General features: G+C 72.3%; 14 protein-coding genes. 7 read left to right on the top strand and 7 right to left on the bottom strand.

The features are described 5' to 3' along the window. Nucleotides 1–46: 46 nt before the first annotated feature. A complete protein-coding gene (locus JK359_RS05590; RefSeq protein ID WP_201832225.1) occupies nt 47–196 on the bottom strand; it encodes a hypothetical protein in 150 nt (49 codons plus the stop codon). Here JK359_RS05590 and JK359_RS05585 point away from each other — a divergent pair. Next, nucleotides 189–3,887, top strand: a complete 3,699-nt coding sequence (locus JK359_RS05585; RefSeq protein ID WP_201832222.1) for a hypothetical protein — start codon at nt 189–191, stop codon at nt 3,885–3,887. The genes JK359_RS05590 and JK359_RS05585 overlap by 8 nt on opposite strands. Here JK359_RS05585 and JK359_RS05580 read toward each other — a convergent pair. Both JK359_RS05580 and JK359_RS05575 read right to left on the bottom strand, forming a co-directional pair. Next, nucleotides 3,850–4,623: an SDR family NAD(P)-dependent oxidoreductase gene (locus JK359_RS05580; RefSeq protein ID WP_201832219.1), complete on the bottom strand. Its 774-nt coding sequence runs from the start codon at nt 4,621–4,623 to the stop codon at nt 3,850–3,852. The genes JK359_RS05585 and JK359_RS05580 overlap by 38 nt on opposite strands. Nucleotides 4,624–4,699: 76 nt before the next feature. After that, nucleotides 4,700–5,368 (bottom strand): MOSC domain-containing protein, encoded by a 669-nt coding sequence (locus tag JK359_RS05575; protein WP_201832218.1) that lies wholly within the window; start codon nt 5,366–5,368, stop codon nt 4,700–4,702. Between the two features lie 79 nt (nt 5,369–5,447). Here JK359_RS05575 and JK359_RS05570 point away from each other — a divergent pair, with 79 nt between their 5' ends. Next, nucleotides 5,448–6,347: a LysR family transcriptional regulator gene (locus JK359_RS05570; RefSeq protein WP_201832216.1), complete on the top strand. Its 900-nt coding sequence runs from the start codon at nt 5,448–5,450 to the stop codon at nt 6,345–6,347. A gap of 264 nt (nt 6,348–6,611) precedes the next feature. Here the strand turns inward: JK359_RS05570 and JK359_RS05565 are convergent, their stop codons facing one another. Continuing rightward, the gene (locus JK359_RS05565; protein WP_201832214.1) at nt 6,612–6,941 is read right to left on the bottom strand and encodes a WhiB family transcriptional regulator; all 330 of its coding nucleotides are present in this window, start codon (nt 6,939–6,941) and stop codon (nt 6,612–6,614) included. Nucleotides 6,942–7,322: 381 nt separating this feature from the next. Between JK359_RS05565 and JK359_RS05560 the strand changes: the two genes are divergently transcribed. The 4 genes from JK359_RS05560 (at nt 7,323) to JK359_RS05545 (ending at nt 12,184) form a co-directional block, all read left to right on the top strand. Then, entirely contained in the window at nt 7,323–7,934 is a 612-nt protein-coding gene (locus JK359_RS05560) for a response regulator transcription factor (protein WP_003948568.1), read from the top strand. A 755-nt stretch (nt 7,935–8,689) separates the two neighbouring features. Then, nucleotides 8,690–9,277, top strand: coding sequence for a sigma-70 family RNA polymerase sigma factor (locus JK359_RS05555; protein ID WP_067119558.1), 588 nt, complete (start codon nt 8,690–8,692; stop codon nt 9,275–9,277). 163 nt (nt 9,278–9,440) lie between these two features. Beyond that, nucleotides 9,441–10,943: an IMP dehydrogenase gene (guaB, locus tag JK359_RS05550; RefSeq protein ID WP_201832212.1), complete on the top strand. Its 1,503-nt coding sequence runs from the start codon at nt 9,441–9,443 to the stop codon at nt 10,941–10,943. 116 nt (nt 10,944–11,059) lie between these two features. After that, complete coding sequence (locus JK359_RS05545; RefSeq protein WP_201832207.1) at nt 11,060–12,184, top strand: GuaB3 family IMP dehydrogenase-related protein; 1,125 nt, start codon at nt 11,060–11,062, stop codon at nt 12,182–12,184. Nucleotides 12,185–12,250: 66 nt separating this feature from the next. On the opposite strand, the gene JK359_RS05540 is transcribed toward JK359_RS05545, so the two are convergent. Next, the gene (locus JK359_RS05540) at nt 12,251–12,805 is read right to left on the bottom strand and encodes a hypothetical protein (protein ID WP_201832204.1); all 555 of its coding nucleotides are present in this window, start codon (nt 12,803–12,805) and stop codon (nt 12,251–12,253) included. Between the two features lie 267 nt (nt 12,806–13,072). Beyond that, a complete protein-coding gene (locus tag JK359_RS05535; RefSeq protein WP_201832202.1) occupies nt 13,073–14,281 on the bottom strand; it encodes a nucleotide sugar dehydrogenase in 1,209 nt (402 codons plus the stop codon). A 281-nt stretch (nt 14,282–14,562) separates the two neighbouring features. Here JK359_RS05535 and JK359_RS05530 point away from each other — a divergent pair, with 281 nt between their 5' ends. After that, the gene (locus JK359_RS05530; protein ID WP_201832200.1) at nt 14,563–16,269 is read left to right on the top strand and encodes a glycerol-3-phosphate dehydrogenase/oxidase; all 1,707 of its coding nucleotides are present in this window, start codon (nt 14,563–14,565) and stop codon (nt 16,267–16,269) included. A 101-nt stretch (nt 16,270–16,370) separates the two neighbouring features. Here the strand turns inward: JK359_RS05530 and JK359_RS05525 are convergent, their stop codons facing one another. After that, nucleotides 16,371–17,468: a serine hydrolase domain-containing protein gene (locus JK359_RS05525; protein ID WP_201832199.1), complete on the bottom strand. Its 1,098-nt coding sequence runs from the start codon at nt 17,466–17,468 to the stop codon at nt 16,371–16,373. Nucleotides 17,469–17,634: the final 166 nt, after the last annotated feature.

The raw sequence follows: 17,634 nt of genomic DNA, 5'->3' as shown, positions 1-17,634 counted from the left end.
CGGCCCCCTGAGTCCGGTACAACACCTTCATTCTCCTCTTTTGGCATCATGACGCCATGCGCTGGTGGGGGAGGCGGTCGGCCGAGGACAGGGCGCCGACGGCAGCGGCGCCGGCAGCCCAGGCCCCGGGCGGGACGGCCGTCAGCTCGTCGGGCGAGGGGTCGGTGGCCGCGGGCGGCGGCATCGGCGTGGCCATCACGGGAGACCACAACCGGATCGACCGGCTCGAGTTCGCTCCGGCCGTGCGCTCGGCCTACTGGGCCCAGGTGCGGGCGGGCGCCCTTCCCGAACTGCCCGGCCGGGAAGCGGAGCTGGCGGAACTGGCCGCGTTCTGCACCGCCACGCACGGTCCGGTGTACACCTGGTGGCGAGCGGAGGCCTGGGCGGGCAAGACGGCCCTGCTGACCTGGTTCGCACTGCATCCTCCGCCGGGGACGAGGATCGTTCCGTTCTTCGTCACCGCCCGGCACGGAGCCCAGAACGACGTGACGGCGTATGCCGACGTCGTCCTGGAGCAACTGGCCGAACTGGCCGGTGAGCCCCTCCCGGTCCACCTCACCGGGGCGACGCGCGTCGCTCACCTCCTCCAGCTGTACGACACCGCCGCCCACGCGTGCGCCGAGCGCGGCGAACGCCTCGTCCTGCTGGTCGACGGCCTGGACGAGGACCGTGGCGTCACCACAGGACCGGACGCCCACAGCATCGCCAGCCTGCTTCCCGCGCGACCGGAGGGAGGAATGCGGGTCGTGGTCTCGGGCCGGCTCAACCCGCCGCTGCCGAGCGACGTGCCGCGGAACCATCCGCTGCGTGACCCCGCGATCGTGCGCGCCCTCGCGCCGTCCCCGTACGCCCAGGACGTCCGGGCCGAGGCGGAACGCGAACTGAAGCGGCTCCTTCACACCGGCGGCCTGGAACGCGAGTTGCTCGCCCTGGTGACGGCGGCGGGCGGCGGCCTGACCGCCGAGGACCTGGCCGCGCTGACGGGAGCGGTGCCCTACCGGGTGCGGGACATCCTCCGCACCCGCGACGGGCGGTCCTTCGAGGAACGGACCGGCGCGTGGCTGCTGGGCCACGAGGAACTGCACGTGCAGGCGCGGGAGATGCTCGGACCCGACGAACTCGCCCGCTGCCGGAGCAGCCTGCACACCTGGGCCGGCCGGTGGCGGGAACGGGGCTGGCCCGGCGACACCCCCGGCTATCTGCTGGCCGGATACTTCCGGATGGTCCACGCGAGCGGGGACGCGGAACGGCTGGTGGCCTTGGCCACGGACGGCAGCCGTCACGACCGGATGCGGCTCCGGACGGGGGGCGACGCGGCGGCCCTGAACGAGGTGCGGACGGCGGAACGCCTGGTCGTTGCGCACGGCACACGGCTGCCCTGGGACTCCTTACGGCTGGCCATCCACGCGGACCGGCTGCGGAGCCGGGGGGCCTGCACCCCGTCCGTGCTGCCCTGGGCCTGGGCCGTCGCGGGGCAGCCGGAACGGGCCCTGGTCCTGGCACGCAGCCTGCCGGACGACTTCCGCAGGGCCGACGCCCTCTGTGCGGTCGCGGTCGAACTGCTGCGCACACGCGACCCGCAGGGGCCTGTGGTGGAGGTGATCGGTGAGGCCGTGGAGCTGGCTCGCCGCTGTCCCCCGCTGCAGGGTGACCTGGTCCGCCTGCGGGCCGCGCGGACGCTGGCCGAGGCGGGGCGGCACGAGCAGGCCCTCGATGTCGTGCGGGAGCTCGACCGGGAGGCCCTGGGGGCGTGGCCCTGCATCGGTCTGATCGACGTCTGGGTGTCGGCCGGCCGCCGGGACCTGGCCGAGACGGCGATCCGGGACGAGACGGACCAGGACTGCCGGGAGCGAATGAGGGTCACGCTGGTGGGAGCCCTGGTGCGGGCCGGGCGAAGCGGCGACGCCGAGGCCATGGCACGGGCGGTCGCACCGGAGTTCCGGGCCTGCGCCCTGCTGGGCCTCGCCGCCGCCGTGCACGAGAGCGGCGACCTCCGGCGGGCGGAGGACTTGTACACAGAGGCCCAGACGTATGCCCTCAGCGACCGCCGCACGAGCGACGCGCTGGAGACTCTGGTGGCCGCCGGGCAGGCCGAACGCGCCACCGCGCTGGCACGGGCCAGAGGGGACGAGTACTGGCACAACGGCGGTGCCGCCGGCCTCGTGAGGCTGCTCGCCGGGGCCGGAGAACTGGACCGGGTGGAGTCCCTGCTCGGGGAGATCGACCAGGTCCGGGACACCGAGACCTTCCGGCAGGTGGCCGAGGCCTGGGCGCGGGCGGGACGCCACGAGGACGCGGAGACGGTGGCACGCCGGATCCTCTCCCCGGACCAGGCCGACCGCGTGCGGCGGGCTGTCGCCGAGTCGTCGGCGGCGGACGGTGCGCACGACCGGGCGGTGTCGACGGCCTACCGCATCGACGGCCAGGCGGAACGTTCGGCGGCCCTGACAGCCGTCGTCCGTGCGCTGGCCGACGCCGGCGAGTTCGACCGGGCCCGCCGACTGTGCGCCCGGTTCACCGCCCCGCACCACCGTGCCGAGAGTCTGGCGCAGGTCGCCGCCGCCCTCGCCCGCGCCGGGCGTCCGGAAGAAGCCACAGGGCTCCTCACGGACGTCGAGGCGCAGGTACGTGTCGTGGATGTGCCCGAGACGGTACGGACGCTGGGACGTGCCGCCTTGGCCTTCGCCGACGGCGGGCGCCGGGCGCTGGCGGCTGAGCTGCTCGACGGCGTCGAGGAACTGATACCGGCGGACTTGTACAGCAGGGACGGCCTCGGCTTCCTCCGCGGGTACGGCACGCTCGAGTCGGTCGTCGACGCCCTGGTGGCCACGGGGGAGCTGAGCCGTGCCGAGCGTCTGGCGCGGGCGGTCCGTGACGACCTCCGGCGGGAGCACATGCTGGAGACGGTCGTCCGCGGCTGGGCCGCGGCGGGTGAGTACGAACTGGCGGAGGGCCTGGTCGCCGCGGAGGACCCGGCAGCCGCGGAAGACCCGCCGGCTGGGGAGGACCCGGTAGCAGGGGAGGATCCGGTAGCAGGGGAGGATCCGGCGGCTGGGGAGGACCCGGCGGTTGCGGAGGACCCGGCCCCTGGAGAGGGACGTCGCGACACCCTGCTCGACATCTTCCTCACCCGTCTGAAGACCAGTCTGGCCCGGGGTATGGCCGCCGCAGGCGCCTTCGACCGGGCGGAGGCGGTGATCCGCTCCGGCACCGCTCCGCTGGACCAGGGCCTGCAGTTGCACTTCCTCGGGGAGCTGGCCGAGACGATGGCCGGGGCCGGACACCCGCGCGCCCGTGTGCTGGCCGACGAGATGCACTCCCGGCTGCAGGGCGCCGGCGAGTACCAGGTCGTGGGAACACTGGCCCTGGTCAAGGCACGTCTGGCGCTGGGAGACACCGACGAGGCAGCGCGCCTGGTCGATGCGGCACCGTTCCCGACGCTGATCTCCCTCATGTCGCCGTCCAGATCCGTAGAACGGGCCCGGATCCAGGCCGCGCTCGGGCGTTTCGACGAGGCCATGGACAGTGTGCGGGCGTCGGACACCCGCGACCTCACACAGTGTCAGCTCGCGGTGGTGGAGACCCTCGTGGAGAGGGGGGAGACAGACCGGGCCGAGGAGCTGGCCGCATCGGTCACCGACCGGGAAACGGCAGCCCGGGCCTACGCGCTCATCGCCGTCGCCGAGCCGGAACTCGGCCGCGCCCGGCGACTGACGGCTCTCTGCCTGCAGCACGGCGGATGGGCTTCAGCGCTGCCCGCCCTCCTCGCGTGCCTGCCGGAAGCGGTGCCGCTCCTGGCCGACGAGGCGCGCGCGCTGAAGACCGCCTGCCGCGATGCACCGGTGACGCCTACTGCGGCCCGTACTTGCGCCCCGTCCGGGTGCTGATGCCGCCCAGCAGTCCGCGCGGTGTCACCTTCACCAGGCCCATCAGCGCCTTGTAGCGGGGGTCCGGGATGGACAGCGACTTGCCGCGTGCGAGGTCGGACAGGGCCGCGGCGACCAGCTTGTCGGCGTCGAGCCACATCCAGCCGGGGATGTTGTCCGTGCCCATACCGGCCCGCTGGTGGAACTCGGTGCGCACGAAGCCCGGGCACAGCGCCATCAGCCGGACCCCGCTGCCCGCGAGGTCCTTCGCCGCGCCCTGGGTGAACTGCACGACCCACGCCTTGGACGCGCCGTACGTGCCGCGCGGCACGAAGGCGGCCACCGAGGCGACGTTCACCACGCCGCCCCGGCCGCGCTCACGCATCGCCTCGGCCGCCGCCGACGTCAGCCGGAGCACCGCCTCGCAGTGCACCTTGAGCATCTTCAGCTCGTCCGCCATCGCCACGTCCAGATAGCGGCCCTTGTTGCCGAAGCCGGCGTTGTTGATCAGCAGGTCGACCGGGTTCTTGCGGTCGCCGAGCCGGTCGGCCACCGCCTCGATGCCCTTGTCCTCGGACAGGTCGGCGGTGAGCACCTCCACCTCGATGCCGTGCCGGTCGTGGAGTTCCGTCGCCTGCTCGCGCAGCCTCTTGGTGTCCCGGGCCACCAGGACGAGGTCGTGCCCGTCAGCCGCCAGCCGCCGCGCGAACGCGGCACCGATTCCCGCGGTCGATCCCGTAATCAGAGCCGTTGTCATGGCCCAAGGGTAGTGACCCGGACCGACAGGCTCCGCTGGCCACGGCAACCTGATCCCACGTCATGCTGACGGCCGTTCAGGCGCCGTGCTCGGCCGCGTACTTGCGTGCCGCCGCCAGCGTCCGCGCATGCAGCGCGTCGCTCGCCGCGAGCAGCCGGGGCAGCAGTTCCCGCTCGGTGGTGGTCGCGCGGAACTCCAAGGCCGCCGTCACCCCGTGGTCGGGCCGGTGCACGATCTCGACCGGGTCGCCCGCCCGTATCTCGCCCGGTTCGATCACCCGGAGGTAGGCACCCGTTGCGCCCTTCCGCGTGAACCTCTTGACCCAGCCGCGCTCGCCCAGATGGCCCTGGAACGTACGGCACGGAATGCGCCCCGAGGTCACCTCCAGGACCACCCCGGACCCGATCCGCCAGCGCTCGCCGATCAGGGCGCCCGACACGTCCAGCCCGTTCGTCGTGAGGTTCTCCCCGAAGCAACCGTTGGCCAACGTTCGGCCCAGCTCGCCCTCCCAGAGGTCGAGGTCCTCGCGCGCGTAGGCGTACACCGCCTGGTCGTCACCGCCGTGATGACGCAGGTCGCACACCGTGTCACCGGTCAGCCCGCTGCCGCCGGTGCCCGCCGGGCCGGGGGCCGCCACGCGCACCGGCCCATCGGCGGGGCGCTTGTCGATACCCGTCACGCCCTGTGGCTGGTCCGTGTACGGCACCGGCTGCGGGCGGCCCAGATTCACCGAGAGAAGCTTCATGCCGGCACGGTACGGGAGCGCCCTCAAAGCGTCGAGTGAGAATTCTGCAGCACACCCAAGCTGCCCTTATGCTCGGAGAGTGATCGAGGCCCGTCATCTCCGCGTCCTGCGCGCCGTCGCCGCCACCGGTTCCTTCTCGGCGGCGGGCCGCCAGCTCGGCTGCACCCAGCCCGCCGTCAGCCAGCAGATGAAGGCCCTGGAAGCCTCGGTCGGCACCCCGCTGCTGGTCCGCACCGGGCGCGAGATGCGCCTCACCCAGGCCGGCGAGGCCCTCGTCCGGCACGCCTCCGGCATCCTCGCCGGGCTGACCGCGGCCGAGGAGGAGGTCGCAGCCATCGCCGGACTGCGCGCGGGCCGCGTCCGGCTGGTCTCCTTCCCCAGCGGCAGCTCCACCCTGGTCCCCACCGCCCTGGCCGCCCTGCGCGCCGCCCACCCCGGCACCCGGGTCTCCCTGGTGGAGGCCGAGCCCCCGAGGTCCGTCGAACTGTTGCGCGAGGGCGACTGCGATCTGGCCCTCGCCTTCCGCTACGAGGGGGCGGCGGTCGCCGAGGACTGGGACGATCTCGTGGTGCGCCCGCTGCTGACGGACCGTCTGGTCGCCCTGGTACCCGAACGGCACCGGCTCGCGCGCGCGGACACCGTCGCCATCGGCGAACTGGCCCAGGAGCCGTGGATCGCCGGCTGCCCCCGCTGCCGCGGCCAGCTGGTCGAGGTCTGCGAGGGGGCCGGCTTCACCCCGCGGATCGACTTCGCCACGGACGACTACCCGGCGGTGGTCGGCCTGGTCGGCGCGGGCCTGGGCGTCGCCGTCCTGCCCCAGCTGGCGGTGGAGTCGGTACGGCCGAGGGGTGCGCGTACGGTGCGGCTGGAGCCGACGGTACGGCGCGAGATCGTCGCCCTCACCCTGCCCGACCTGGCGCAGGTGCCGGCCGTGGCGGCGACGCTGGAACAACTGGCCCGGGCGGCCGGCCGCGCATGACGGGCTCGGCTGCATCGTCCCGGGTGCCATGCGCATAACGACGCGGCTGCATCGTCCTGGGGCGATGCGCATGACGGGCTAGGTGCGCACAAGAGGTTCGACGGCGGAGGCATGGGGCCGCACGCCTGAGGGACGCTGCGGCGGCAGAGTCGTGGGCACGCGCGTGGGCGGGGGTACGGCAGCGGCAGAGTCGTGGGCACGCGCGCGCGTGCCCAGGGGGAAGAAGGTGCGCACCCGGTCGGCGATGGGTGCAGAAACGTTCCTTCAGTGGTTCGAGGCGGTGTCCCCGCTGGTGGTGGAGGTGGCCACCAGGCGGTTGCGCGCCCGCCCCATCAACTCCTCACGCTCGTCCTCGGTCAGGCCGCCCCAGACGCCGTACGGCTCGCGTACCGCCAGCGCGTGCGCCGCGCACTCCGCACGGACCGGGCACCTCATGCAGACCTCCTTGGCCGAGTTCTCGCGAGCGCTCCGAGCCGCCCCGCGCTCGCCCTCCGGGTGAAAGAAGAGCGAGCTGTCCACCCCGCGGCAGGCAGCCAGCAGCTGCCAGTCCCACAGGTCCGCGTTCGGTCCGGGAAGGCGGGAGAAATCTGCCATTACGTGACCCCTTGTAGCCGTTCTGGGCGGATACGGTGCCAACGACCGTACATCTCCGGTCTAAGGAGATGAAAATATGACTCATTGCGAATCTAGCCCCGGACACTGCAAAACGGGAAGAAAATGGGCTGAATGGGGCATAGGTTGTGATGAAAAGTTGAGGGTCCGTCGGGCATGTCTGCACCGTGTCGACCCCCTCACGTAGAGTGCCGAAGACGGCACGCAGCCCCGTAACTCTTTCGAGTGACCGTCGTTGAGAGTGCGGAGGCGGTTGAAAACACAAGCGCTCGGGCAGGCGTCCGAGACGGTCGACCGCACAGGTGACGATTCCGTACCAGCCTGGAGGCTCAAGGTGACGCGCATCAGCTGCGGAGGGCGGTCATGACATCCGTCCTCGTCTGCGACGACTCCCCGCTTGCCCGAGAGGCGCTCCGCCGCGCGGTCGCGACCGTGCCCGGTGTCGAGCGTGTGACGACGGCGGCCAACGGCGAGGAAGTCCTCCGCCGCTGGGGCGCCGACCGCTCCGATCTCATCCTGATGGACGTGCGCATGCCCGGCTTGGGCGGCGTCGAGACCGTGCGCCGGCTGCTGTCCGCCGACCCGGGCGCGCGCATCATCATGCTCACGGTCGCCGAGGACCTCGACGGCGTGGCCCTGGCGGTGGCCGCGGGCGCGCGGGGATACCTGCACAAGGACGCGTCCCGCGCGGAACTGCGGGCCACCGTCACGCAGGCCCTCGCCGACCCGACCTGGCGCCTGGCCCCGCGCCGTCTGCGCTCGGCCGAGATGGGTGCCGCGCCGACCCTCACGGCACGCGAGATCCAGGTGCTGGAGGGCATGAGCCACGGCCGCTCCAACGCCGAGATCGGCCGCGAGCTGTTCCTCTCCGAGGACACCGTGAAGACCCACGCCCGACGCCTGTTCAAGAAGCTGGGCGCCTCGGACCGGGCCCACGCGGTGGCCCTCGGCTTTCGCTGGGGCCTGGTCCGCTGACGGCCGTGCGGCCCCGCGGGGCCGCACGTACGGGGCACGGTCGGGATGCCTGCGGTGGGGATGCCCGCGGTGGGGATGCCTGCGGTGGGCTTGCGCACCCCGGCGTCCCGGCCGCCTCGGTCGCTCGCGGCGCGCGGGCGCCGTGCCGTCGGCCGCTCGGCGTGCGACCACGGCTCGGCCGGGCCGTGCCCGTACCCGCCGACGGGTGACCGTTCCAGGCGTGCGCCCGTGCTGCACCCAGCGGTAGGCGACCGTCCCGGGACCCGTGTCCAAGTCGTACACGTGTGCGCGACGAACGGCCGACCCGTACCCCCGTGCCGTACCCATCGGCAGGCGACCGCGTCCCGAGCGCGGGGCCCTGCCGGGCATACCGCAAGGCGACCGTTCCGCACGTGTCACCTGGGCGGACGCGGCGGCGGACACATCGGCGGACCAGCCCGCGTCCCGGCCGAGCGGGCCGGCGAGTGGCTGCCCCGGCGGGCCTCCTCGCCGCGCCGCACGGGCGGCGAGCGCTGCCCGTGTGTACCACCCCGCCGGCCCCCGGAGGGACATGCACAAGGCGGCCCGCCGGACGTGCGCTGCTCGTTTCGGCGCGGATGCCGCATCCTTGAGATGTGGAGTCTCTCGGGGACGAGTCGGTCGAGCGGAAGGGGAGGGCGCAGGGGATGAGTGCCGGCGCACCTGCTCATAACGCTTCGGTGCACAACCACGAACACGATGCGACGGACCGGACGGCCGCAGGGCACCATGGACCGATGCGCGACGACGAGGCGGGCACGGCCCAGGGGGCGATCGGTGCCCTCGTGCACCGTGCCGTCGACGGGGACGAGCAGGCCACGCACGATCTGCTCGCGCACGTGCACCCGCTGGCGCTGCGCTACTGCCGTACCCGGCTGTCCCGGCTCCCCGGCGACGCGCGCCACTTCGTGGAGGACCTCGCCCAGGAGGTCTGCGTGGCGGTCCTGCTCGCCCTGCCCCGCTACCGCGACACCGGCCGCCCCTTCGAGGCCTTCGTCTTCGCCATCGCTTCCCACAAGGTCGCCGACCTGCAGCGCGCCGCGATGCGGCACCCGGGCTCGACCGCGGTGCCGTCCGACGAGATGCCCGAGCGGCCCGACGACTCCCTCGGCCCCGAGGAGCGCGCCCTGCTCAGCAGCGACGCCGAGTGGGCCAAGAAACTGCTGGCCAACCTCCCCGAGAACCAGCGCGAGCTGCTCCTGCTGCGGATCGCCGTGGGCTTGACCGCGGAGGAGACGGGGCAGATGTTGGGAATGTCACCCGGGGCGGTCCGCGTGGCCCAGCACCGGGCTCTGAGCCGCCTGCGCGCGCTCGCCGAACAGTAACCGCCCTGCGGGGAGCCGCCGTAGCTCCTTCGCTGAACAGGTCCGGCGTCGATTCCGTACGAACATACGAAGCCTGAAGCGACCCCGTACCGTGGAATTTGCTAGCGACGCTTCCCGTTAGCATGGACATCCGCACCGATCAAGGCCATTTGGGGAAGGTGTCATGACTGCAAACGTCGACGGAGTGCCCGGTAAATTCGCGACACTCGGGCTGACCTACGACGACGTGCTGCTGCTGCCGGGTGCATCCGAGGTGCTCCCCAACGCGGTCGACACCTCGTCCCGCATCTCCCGCAATGTCCGGGTCAACATCCCGCTGCTGTCGGCGGCGATGGACAAGGTGACCGAGTCGCGCATGGCGATCGCGATGGCCCGCCTGGGCGGCGTCGGCGTGCTGCACCGCAACCTGTCCGTCGAGGACCAGGTCAACCAGGTCGACCTGGTGAAGCGGTCCGAGTCCGGCATGGTCACCGACCCGATCACGGTGCACCCGGAGGCCACGCTCGCCGAGGCGGACGCCCTGTGCGCCAAGTTCCGCATCAGTGGTGTCCCGGTCACCGACCCGGCCGGCAAGCTCCTGGGCATCGTGACCAACCGCGACATGGCCTTCGAGAGCGACCGCACGCGTCAGGTGCGCGAGGTCATGACCCCGATGCCGCTGGTCACCGGCAAGGTCGGCATCTCCGGGCCCGAGGCCATGGAGCTGCTGCGCAAGCACAAGATCGAGAAGCTTCCGCTGGTCGACGACGAGGGCGTCCTCAAGGGCCTGATCACGGTCAAGGACTTCGTCAAGGCCGAGAAGTACCCGAACGCCGCCAAGGACGCCGAGGGCCGCCTGCTCGTCGGTGCCGCCGTCGGCGCCAGCCCCGAGGCGCTGGAGCGCGCCCAGGCGCTCGCCGAGGCCGGTGTGGACTTCCTGGTCGTGGACACCTCGCACGGCCACAACAGCAACGCGCTCAGCTGGATGTCGAAGATCAAGTCCAGCGTGGACGTCGACGTCATCGGCGGCAACGTCGCCACGCGCGACGGCGCCCAGGCGCTGATCGACGCCGGTGTGGACGGCATCAAGGTTGGTGTCGGCCCGGGTTCCATCTGCACCACCCGCGTCGTCGCCGGCATCGGTGTCCCCCAGGTCACCGCCATCTACGAGGCCTCCCTCGCGGCCCGCCCCGCCGGCATCCCGCTGATCGGTGACGGCGGCCTCCAGTACTCCGGCGACATCGGCAAGGCGCTGGCCGCCGGCGCCGACACGGTGATGCTGGGCAGCCTCCTCGCCGGCTGTGAGGAGTCCCCGGGCGAGCTGCTGTTCATCAACGGCAAGCAGTTCAAGTCGTACCGCGGCATGGGCTCGCTGGGTGCCATGCAGTCCCGCGGCCAGGGCAGGTCGTACTCGAAGGACCGCTACTTCCAGGCCGAGGTGGCGTCCGACGACAAGCTCGTGCCCGAGGGCGTCGAGGGCCAGGTGCCCTACCGCGGCCCGCTCTCCAACGTGCTGCACCAACTCGTCGGCGGCCTGCGCCAGACCATGGGCTACGTGGGAGCCGCCACCATCGACGAGATGGAGTCCAAGGGCCGCTTCGTGCGGATCACCTCGGCGGGCCTCAAGGAGAGCCACCCGCACGACATCCAGATGACGGTCGAGGCGCCGAACTACAGCAGGAAGTGACGCACGCGCACGCGTGACGGCGGTGCAAGGGCGGCCCCGGAGCATCCGGGGCCGCCCTTGTCGTACCCGTCGGCGATACTGGAAGGCGCTGCAACGCATAGGGAAAGGCCACCAACGTGACTGAGATCGAGATCGGGCGCGGCAAGCGCGGCCGCCGGGCGTACGCCTTCGACGACATCGCCGTCGTCCCCAGCCGCCGTACGCGGGACCCGAAGGAGGTCTCGATCGCCTGGCAGATCGACGCCTACCGCTTCGAGCTGCCGTTCCTGGCCGCCCCGATGGACTCCGTGGTCTCCCCGGCCACCGCGATCCGCATCGGTGAGCTGGGCGGCCTCGGCGTGCTCAACCTCGAGGGCCTGTGGACGCGGTACGAGGACCCGCAGCCGCTACTGGACGAGATCGCCGGGCTGCCGGCCGAGCAGGCGACCCGCCGCCTCCAGGAGATCTACGCGGCACCCATCAAGGAGGAGCTGATCGGCGCGCGCATCAAGGAGGTGCGCGACTCGGGCGTGGTCACCGCCGCCGCGCTCTCCCCGCAGCGCACCGCCCAGTTCTCCAAGGCGGTCGTGGACGCGGGCGTGGACATCTTCGTCATCCGCGGTACGACGGTCTCGGCGGAGCACGTGTCGTCCTCGCACGAGCCGCTGAACCTGAAGCAGTTCATCTACGAGCTGGACGTCCCGGTGATCGTCGGCGGCTGCGCCACGTACACCGCCGCCCTGCACCTGATGCGCACCGGCGCGGCCGGTGTCCTGGTCGGCTTCGGCGGCGGCGCCGCGCACACCACGCGCAACGTCCTCGGCATCCAGGTCCCGATGGCCACCGCCGTCGCCGACGTGGCCGCGGCCCGCCGTGACTACATGGACGAGTCCGGCGGCCGGTACGTGCACGTGATCGCGGACGGCGGTGTCGGCTGGTCCGGCGACCTGCCCAAGGCGATCGCCTGCGGCGCCGACGCGGTGATGATGGGCTCCCCGCTCGCCCGCGCCACGGACGTGCCCGGCAAGGGCCACCACTGGGGCATGGAGGCGGTCAACGAGGAGCTGCCCCGCGGCCAGAAGGTCGACCTCGGCACGGTCGGCACCATCGAGGAGGTCCTCACCGGCCCGTCCCACACCCCGGACGGTTCGATGAACTTCTTCGGCGCCCTGCGCCGCGCCATGGCCACCACCGGCTACAGCGAGCTGAAGGAGTTCCAGCGGGTCGAGGTGACGGTGGCGGACAGCCAGCACCGCCGCTGACCCCGTACGAAGCGCAGGTGCCCGGTCACCGCACGGTGACCGGGCCCCTGCGCGTGTGGGCGAGCCTTACGCGGCTGCCTTCTTGGCGCCGGAGAACGCGGCGAACGCGGCGATGCCGAAGAAGACGAAGGTGAGCGGGTCGGCGTCTTCCTTCCAGATCTTCTGGACCGAGTCGAGGTGCTCGAAGAAGACCTCGTTGAAGCCCACGTGGAAGTGATCGGCGATGAGCATCGCCTCGCCGACCAGCTGACCGAGGTAGACCGAGCCGAGCGCCAGGACGGCGCCGACGACCGGGAGGGCGGGGTTGCGGCCGCCGGCCTTGCCGGCCGCGAGACCGACGACGAAGCCGACGCCGACGGCCGCCCAGCCGATCTCGTGCTTGGTGGCGCCGATGATGACGCCGTAGAGGGAACCGACGACCACGGCGGCGGCGAGCGCGGCCACCAGGCCGAGCACCAGGTTGTTCCGGACCGGACCGGCCGGTGCCGCCGGCGCGGCGAAGGCGCCCTGCTGCGGCGGGTACGGCGCACCGGGGGCGGGGGCCGGGGCCTGCTGGGCGTACGGGTTGCCGACCGACGGACCGGACTGCGGCGGCTGAGGCGGCGGCGTTGACTGGCTCATGACAGAAATCCCCCGAATGTGGAGCACGGCTGATGACAGGAACGGGTGACCCGACCGCACGTGTGTGCGGTGAGTCCGGGGGACAGTAGCAGCCGGGAACGACAACGCCCCGGCTGTTTTCCGCCCGTGACCGCTTTTCCCGCGCGACCGTTTCCCGTTCGTGACCGTTCCCTGCCCGTGGCGCCCCGGAGTCGTCTCCTGCCGTGACGCCCCGGAGGCCGTCTCCTGCCCGTGGCGCCCCGGAAGCCGTCTCCCGCCCGTGACGCCTCAGAGCCGGTGTGCCGCCCCCGTCGGTGTGGCCCCCCGCGTGTCCAGCAGCAGCTGGGCCTTCACCGACAGGCCTTGCAGGTCGTACGTCCGGTGCTGCTGGAGCAGGATCGTGAGGTCGGCCTCGGCTGCCGCCTCGTACAGGGAGTCCGCGCGGGGGACCGGGCGGTCCAGGACGTTCCAGGCGGGCACGTACGGGTCGTGGTAGCTCACGGCCGCGCCCAGCTCCATCAGCCGTACGGCGATCTCCTGGGCCGGGGTGGCCTGCTGGTCGGCGAGGTCGGGTTTGTAGGTGACGCCGAGGAGCAGTACGCGGGCCCCGCGCGCGGACTTGCCGTGTTCGTTGAGGAGCGTCGCGGCGCGCTGGACGACGTACCGGGGCATCCGGCTGTTGACCTGCTGGGCCAGCTCGACCATGCGCAGGGTGCGGGTCGCGTGTCCGGTCAGGTCCTGCGGCACCCCGTGCCCGCCGACGCCCGGCCCCGGCCGGAACGCCTGGAAGCCGAAGGGCTTGGTCTCCGCGCAGCGGATGACGTCCCACAGGTCCACGCCCAACTCGTGGCAGAGGACGGCCATCTCGTTGACGAGCGCGATGTTGACGTGCCGGTAGTTGGTCTCCAGCAGGTGCACGGCCTCCGCCTCGCGCAGGCCACGCGCGCGTACCACCTTGTCGGTGAGCCGGCCGTAGAACGCGGCCGCCGACTCGGTGCAGGCCGAGGTGAGGCCGCCGATGACCTTCGGGGTGCCGGCGGGCGTGTGGTCGCGATTGCCGGGGTCGACCCGGCTGGGGGAGTAGGCGAGGTGGAAGTCGCGGCCGGCCCGCAGACCCGAGCCCTTCTCCAGCAGGGGGCGCAGGAACTCCTCCGTCGTCCCGGGCAGCACCGGTGACTCCAGGATGACCGTGGTGTGCGGCCGGAGGCGCCCGGCGAGGGTCCGGGCGGCGGCCTCCACCTGGCCGAGGTCGAGTCCGCCGTCGGCACCGCGCGGGGTGGGCGCGCAGATCACCGCCGTACGGACGCGGCCGAGCTGGACCGGGTCGGTGCCGGGCCGGAACCCGGCCGCGTGCATCCGGCGCAGCTCGGCGGGGCTGAGCGAGCCCGCCTCCGGGCCGGTGGCGTAACCGATGGTCGGGATGCCGGCGGAGACGGCGGCCTGGGCGAGCGGCAAGCCGTAGGGACCGAGTCCGATGACGGCGAGGTCTGCGGGCATGGCGTGGGCCGTCCTTCCCAATAGCCGGAGCGGCACAGGTGTGCAACCGCTGTGAACAGGGCGAGCGAGGGCACTGTCAGACTAGGTACCTATATGACCGTTATGTGTGATTGTGTTCGTGTGTCTTCCAGCGGTTGTGCGCAAGTTGCCCACAGCTTCGTGGCCCGTAGTGGCTGGAGTCGGGCAGGCCGGTCAGAATTTGGGCATGAGGAGGGGATGAACCGGGCTTCGCCCACCGGGTGCGGCCGACGCGAGCCGGACAGCGACAGCGGGAGGCAGCGGTGAGGACAGCGACTCTGGGGCCGGCGCAGCGCGCCGAGGCACTGGCGGCGATGGCGGAGCGCGAGCTGGACGTGCTGGTGGTCGGTGGCGGAGTGGTCGGTGCGGGCACCGCACTGGACGCGGTCACCCGCGGGCTGTCCACCGGTCTGGTCGAGGCCCGGGACTGGGCGTCCGGCACCTCCAGCCGGTCCAGCAAGCTGGTCCACGGTGGCCTGCGCTATCTGGAGATGCTCGACTTCGCCCTGGTCCGCGAAGCACTCAAGGAGCGCGGCCTGCTGCTGGAGCGCCTCGCCCCGCACCTGGTCAAACCGGTGCCGTTCCTGTACCCGCTGCAGCACAAGGGCTGGGAGCGGCTGTACGCGGGCTCGGGTGTCGCGCTGTACGACGCGATGTCGATGGCCCGCGGCCACGGCCGGGGTCTGCCCCTGCACCGTCACCTGTCCCGTGGCCACGCCCTGCGCGTGGCCCCCTGCCTGCGCAAGGACGCCCTCGTCGGAGCCCTGCAGTACTACGACGCCCAGATGGACGACGCCCGCTTCGTGGCCACCCTGGTGCGCACGGCGGCGTCCTACGGCGCGAAGGCCGCCAACCGCGCGCGCGTGACCGGGTTCCTGCGCGAGGGCGAGCGGGTCGTCGGGGCGCGCGTGCAGGACGTCGAGGCCGGCGGCGAGTACGAGATCCGGGCCAAGCAGATCGTCAACGCCACCGGCGTGTGGACCGACGACACGCAGGCCATGGTGGGCGAGCGCGGCCAGTTCCACGTCCGTGCGTCCAAGGGCATCCACCTGGTCGTGCCCAAGGACCGCATCCACTCCACCACCGGCCTGATCCTGCGCACCGAGAAGTCCGTCCTGTTCGTCATCCCCTGGGGCCGGCACTGGATCGTCGGTACCACCGACACCGACTGGGACCTCGACAAGGCCCACCCGGCGGCCTCCAGCGCCGACATCGACTACCTGCTGGAACACGTCAACTCGGTGCTGGCCGTGCCGCTCGGCCGCGACGACGTCCAGGGGGTGTACGCCGGGCTGCGCCCGCTGCTGGCCGGCGAGTCCGACGCCACCAGCAAGCTGTCCCGCGAGCACACGGTCGCCCACCCGGCGCCCGGGCTGGTGGTCGTGGCGGGCGGCAAGTACACCACCTACCGCGTGATGGCCAAGGACGCCGTCGACGAGGCCGTGCACGGTCTCGACACGCGCGTCGCCGACTGCGTCACGGAGGAGACCCCGCTGCTGGGCGCGGAGGGGTACCGGGCGATGTGGAACGCGCGAGCCCGGATCGCCGCCCGCACCGGGATCCACACGGCCCGGGTGGAACACCTGCTGAACCGGTACGGCTCGATGGCCGAGGAGGTCCTGGACCTCATCGCGGCCGACCCCGCGCTCGGCGAGCCGCTGCACGCCGCCGACGACTATCTGCGCGCCGAGGTGGTGTACGCCGCCTCGCACGAGGGCGCCCGGCACCTCGACGACGTCCTGACCCGGCGTACCCGCATCTCCATCGAGACCTTCGACCGGGGCACCCGCAGCGCCCGGGAGGCGGCCGAACTGATGGCCCCGGTGCTCGGCTGGGACAAGGACCAGATCGAACGCGAGGTCGAGCACTACGAGAAGCGGGTGGAGGCCGAACGCGAGTCCCAGCTCCAGCCGGACGACCAGACCGCGGACGCGGCACGCCTCGGGGCCCCGGACATCGTGCCGCTGTAGCACCGGTCGCGAGTGGTGTCCGTTTCTCCTTTGCGGTGTCTCGCCTGAGTTCACCCGAAGGAGTGACCCCAGTCGGGATCTCCGTCCGAGGCCCAGCCGTTCTACCGGGTGCGAGGGCAGAACTCGGCGGCGAGCAGGGCCGGTTCGGCGCGGGAGTCTGTGATCGCGTCCGTGTTCACCCGGAATGTGAGGACACGGCGGCCGTCGGCGGTGGCTGCGCTGCGCACGTAGCTCCCGGAGATCCGGCCGTTGTGCCCCCACACCGTGGTGCCGCACGCCAGCTTCACCGGAAACAGGCCCATGCCGTACGAGCCGTGTGCGGCACGGGTGTCGAGCATCTCGCGCAGCCGGCGCGGGGGCAGCAGCCGGCCGCCGAGCAGGGCCGCGTAGAAGCGGTCGAGATCGGCCAGTGTGCTCACCAGCTCACCCGCCGCGCCGGCCACGCGCGGGTCGAGCAGGGTGACGTCGGAGCCGTCGGCGGCGTAGGCCCGGCCGTGCGGCGAGGGAAGTGACGTGCGGGACCCGGGAAAGGAGGTGCCTGTCAGGCCCAGCGGAGTGACGATGCGGCGCTCGGCCTCCGTCGCGTAGGAGTGACCGGTGACCTGACGGATGACCAGGCCGAGCAGGACGTAGTTGGTGCTGGAGTAGGAGTAGCGGCCCGGACGGGCCGAAGGGAGGGTGAGAGCGATGCGTACGGCCTGAAGCGGTGTCAAGGGAACGGCACCCCGGGTGGCTTCGGTGAAGTCGGCCAGTCCGCTGGTGTGGGTGAGCAGGGCCCGCAGGGTGATGCGCCGGCCGTCTGCGCCGCGCCCGCGGAGCAGCCCTGGCAGGTGCTGCTCGACGGTGTCGGACAGGGAGAGCCGGTGCTCCGCGGCCAGCTGGAGCACGACCGTGGCGACGAAGGTCTTGGTGATGCTGCCGACGCGGAAGTGGTCGGCGCGGGAGATGCCCCGGCCGGCGACCGAGAAGCGCATGCGGTCCCCGGCGTCGCCCCGGGCGAGCAGGGCCGCGGCAGGGGCCTTGCCGTCGGTGACGAACCGCGGCAGGACGGCGTCCGTGGCCGTGGCCCGCGAGGCGTCCCCCGATGCGGCCGGTGAGGCGGCCCGGGATGCGGCCGGTGAGGCGTCCTGGGATGCGGCCGGGGCGAGCAGCAGCGCCAGGGACACCGGTATGGACAGGACTGACCGAAGCGTCGGCATTGTGTCCCTCCCTTCTTGCGACCCATCATCCCGTTAAGCGGAACATGTGCTTCAGGGGGGCGTCCGGACCGCGGAGGGCAGGCGGGGGGCAGGGGCACCCTGGGCGTCGGCCACTTGTCGGGTGAGAGACAATGGAGGCTCTGTCAGGGCGGGTTGTATGAGGGGA

Origin of the sequence: Streptomyces actinomycinicus (assembly GCF_016741775.1) — a bacterium.
Taxonomy (GTDB): domain Bacteria; phylum Actinomycetota; class Actinomycetes; order Streptomycetales; family Streptomycetaceae; genus Streptomyces; species Streptomyces actinomycinicus.
Note: the sequence above shows the minus strand (reverse complement) of the source record. Positions and strands in the feature narration are given on the sequence as shown.

Coding starts and splice junctions, on each gene's coding strand:
- JK359_RS05590 (WP_201832225.1), bottom strand. CDS start 196: ATGGCCACGCCGATGCCGCCGCCCGCGGCCACCGACCCCTCGCCCGAC.
- JK359_RS05580 (WP_201832219.1), bottom strand. CDS start 4,623: ATGACAACGGCTCTGATTACGGGATCGACCGCGGGAATCGGTGCCGCG.
- JK359_RS05575 (WP_201832218.1), bottom strand. CDS start 5,368: ATGAAGCTTCTCTCGGTGAATCTGGGCCGCCCGCAGCCGGTGCCGTAC.
- JK359_RS05565 (WP_201832214.1), bottom strand. CDS start 6,941: ATGGCAGATTTCTCCCGCCTTCCCGGACCGAACGCGGACCTGTGGGAC.
- JK359_RS05560 (WP_003948568.1), top strand. CDS start 7,323: ATGACATCCGTCCTCGTCTGCGACGACTCCCCGCTTGCCCGAGAGGCG.
- JK359_RS05555 (WP_067119558.1), top strand. CDS start 8,690: ATGCGCGACGACGAGGCGGGCACGGCCCAGGGGGCGATCGGTGCCCTC.
- guaB (WP_201832212.1), top strand. CDS start 9,441: ATGACTGCAAACGTCGACGGAGTGCCCGGTAAATTCGCGACACTCGGG.
- JK359_RS05540 (WP_201832204.1), bottom strand. CDS start 12,805: ATGAGCCAGTCAACGCCGCCGCCTCAGCCGCCGCAGTCCGGTCCGTCG.
- JK359_RS05535 (WP_201832202.1), bottom strand. CDS start 14,281: ATGCCCGCAGACCTCGCCGTCATCGGACTCGGTCCCTACGGCTTGCCG.
- JK359_RS05525 (WP_201832199.1), bottom strand. CDS start 17,468: ATGCCGACGCTTCGGTCAGTCCTGTCCATACCGGTGTCCCTGGCGCTG.